Genomic DNA, 3402 nt, shown 5'->3' with positions numbered 1-3402 from the left:
GTAGAAAGATACTGATGGTCGATTGGGATAAGAAAGAAAAAATAATTGAATGGCGTCATAATTGGGCAGTTAGTGTCAATCAGGTTTTAGAGCAAAAAAATATTCCCGATCGGATCAGTGAAAAATCATTTACTGAGCAGGGAATAGATGATACACCAACCCAACACGAGGGAATTAATAGTAAGCGGTATGAAAGAAAAGAATTTAACCAACAAGTAAAGAACTATCGCAAAGCCAAAGCCAGTTATAAAAACAACCAAGAAAAAGCAATCAATAGAGGTCACTTAGATAGCCTAAGTGAACACTTCTCGTTTAATGAAAAACGGGTGGTCAATGAGTTAAGCCATGAACTGAAAACTTATATCAGTTTGGAGAGTTTAGATGATAAACGGCGCATGCTATTTAATTGGAAAAATAGCACCTTAATTAAACATGCAGTTGGTGAAGATGTGACTAAACAATTATTGACAATTAACCAACAAGAAAGCTCATTAAAAAAGGCAGATGAACTCTTAAACAAAGTGGTCGATCGTACCACGAAAAAACTTTATCCAGAGCTTAATTTTGAACAGACCACGCAAGCTGAAAGACGAGAATTAATTAAGGAAACCGAAAGCGAGCAAACAGTTTTCAAAGGCAGTGAATTAAACGAACGTTTAATGAATATTCGTGATGATTTATTGACCCAGCAATTATTGACCTTTACCAAGCGGCCATACGTTGGTTTTAAGTTATTAATGCAACAAGAAAAAGAGGCCAAAATTGATCTGAAATATACGCTAATGATCCACTCTGATAGCTTAGAAAGCCTAGAACACGTCGATAAAGGACTACTAGAAAAGTATTCACCAGCAGAACAGCAAACGATTACGAGAGCAGTCAAAGACCTACGGACAATCATAGCAGTTAAGCAAGTCATTCAAACGCAATACCATGAAGTATTGAAAAGAGCCTTTCCTAATGGTGATTTAGATGATCTTTCACTAGTTAGACAAGAACAGGCCTATACAGCCGTGATGTACTATGATCCAACTTTAAAGCCATTAAAAGTCGAAACAATGGCACAATGGCAAGAAAACCCACCGAGGGTTTTCAGTACCCAAGAACATCAATTAGGGTTAGCTTATTTATCGGGACAGCTTAGCTTAGATCAGTTAGAGAATCATCACTTACAACGGGTTTTAAAGCATGACGGCACTAAACAACTCTTTTTGGGTGAATGTAAAGTCGATCCAACGATTAAGAACAGTCAGATTGAGAAAATCCAAAAACAGTTAAAAGAGCAACAAGCTAAGGACGATCAATATCGAAAATCCCAGCTGGCACATTATCAACCGTTAAATTATAAGCCAGTTAGTCCAAACTACTACTTAAAGACGGCCTTTAGTGACGCGATCATGACTGTTCTATATGCTCGTGATGAAGATTACCAACGACAAAGACAGGCGCAAGGTTTAAAAGAGACTGAGTGGGAAATGGCGAAAAAGCAACGGCAACACCAAACTCGAAATCGGCATGAAGATGGGGGCATGCACTTGTAATCGGAATAAAAAATGCACCGTTAAACCTGGTTAAAAGCGGCTTAACAAGGCAAAACAGAATTAGATCAAAAATTGAATCATAAGGAGTGAACGAACATGACCACTGTTATCTTAGCTGAAAAACCCAGTCAAGCCCGTTCATACGTCCAAGCCTTTCAAAAGAGCACAAAAAAACAGGGTTACTATACGGTTAGTGACCCTGTTTTGCCCGATAATACGCTTGTCACGTATGGTCTCGGACATTTAGTTGAACTAGCCACACCGGATAAATATGATCAGAAATACCAGCAATGGGCCTTATCTAATTTACCGATTTTCCCCGATAAATACAAGTTTGAAGTGTCAGCTAGTAAAAAAGCCCAATTCAAGGTCGTTAAAGACCTGTTAACGAAAGCCGATACCATTATTGTGGCCACCGATAGTGGTCGAGAAGGGTCAAATATCGCGTGGTCGATCATGAACCAAGCGCATATTGATGTTAAGTCGAAAACGATTAAGCGCCTTTGGTTGAATAGCCTAGAAAAAGACGCGATTATTACCGGCTTTAAAAATCTTGGTGATTGGCACAAAGACTATTTGGCTTATAAAGAAGCCCAAACCCGTCAAATTAGTGACTGGTTAATTGGTATGAATGGCAGTCCTTTATATACTTTGTTGTTAAGACAAAAAGGGGTGCGCGGGGTGTACTCAATTGGTCGCGTGCAGACGCCAACCTTGTATATGGTTTATCGAAGAGACCAGGCAATCAAAAACTTTAAGCCGGAACCCTATTTTGAACTAAATGCGGAAATTTTAGCCAATCAGCAAAAATTCGCCGCGAAATTAGACCCCTATCAGCGGTTTAAAGACGAAGTAGGGCTAATGACATTCATGCAAGCTAAACACGTTCAGAAAGGCTCACAGGACGGTTTAATCAAGAACGTCCAAAAACAAGGTAAAAAGCGTGCTAGTCCCCAACTATTCTCGCTATCCAGTCTGCAAAGTGCGATGAATAAACGGTATCATGCCAGTGCCAGCCAAACCTTAGCGGCCATTCAGAGTTTGTACGAAGCCAAGTTCCTTAGCTATCCCCGAACCGATTGTGCTTATATCACTGATGAAGAATTTGAGTATTTAGTGGCTAATCTGACGAAGTATCTGGGGTTAGTCTCTAAGCAAGTCGCTTTAACCAATACCACCCCGAATAAACGTTACGTCAATGGGAAAAAGGTTGAAGAACACTACGCTATTATCATGACTAAAGTTGTGCCGACGAAAAATCAATTAGCGGCCTTACCTAAATTACAGCAACAGGTCTATGACTTGGTTTTAAGAACGACGTTAGCGATGTTTGCTGATCCGTATGAGTACGAGGAAACCACCATTATCACCCAAGTTGGTGGCGCCAATTTTAAAGCAACGGGTAAGGTCCCAACGAAGCAAGGTTGGCAAGCATTATTTGATGATCACACAGCCGACCAGCAAGCAGCAGCAACTTTACCGCTCGTTCACCAAGGCGATCAAGTCCAAGCAAACCTGCAAACGCCGCAAAAAGAAACGACACCACCGGTACCCTTTACCGAAGGTACCCTGATTACGGCAATGAAAACCGCCGGTAAAACGCTTGATGATGAAGAAGCCCAAGCAATTCTCAAAGACGTGCAAGGTATTGGGACAAGTGCAACCCGGGCAAATGTGCTGGAAGTGTTAAAGAAGCGCGGCTATCTCGTCACTGAAAAGAACAAGTTACACGTCAGTGAAGCAGGGATTACTTTATGTAAAGCGGTCGAACTCGAACCCTTGCTAACTAGCCCAGAGATGACAGCGAAATGGGAGCAAGCATTACAGCAAATCAGTACCGAAGAACGCACTCCGGATAATT

Annotated in this window: 2 protein-coding genes; both read left to right on the top strand. The window is 41.1% G+C overall.

The genetic code is table 11. The features are described from left to right. Window positions 1-1541, top strand: a 1541-nt coding sequence (locus tag EKM80_RS14600) for a MobA/MobL family protein (protein WP_125554401.1), incomplete at its 5' end; no start/stop codon positions are given. 96 nt (window positions 1542-1637) lie between these two features. Beyond that, window positions 1638-3402: DNA topoisomerase III (topB, locus tag EKM80_RS14595; protein WP_125554399.1), on the top strand; the 1765-nt coding region annotated here is incomplete at its 3' end.

Origin of the sequence: Loigolactobacillus jiayinensis (genome assembly GCF_003946445.1) — a bacterium.
GTDB lineage: Bacteria > Bacillota > Bacilli > Lactobacillales > Lactobacillaceae > Loigolactobacillus > Loigolactobacillus jiayinensis.
This window is presented reverse-complemented; position numbering and strand designations above follow the sequence as displayed.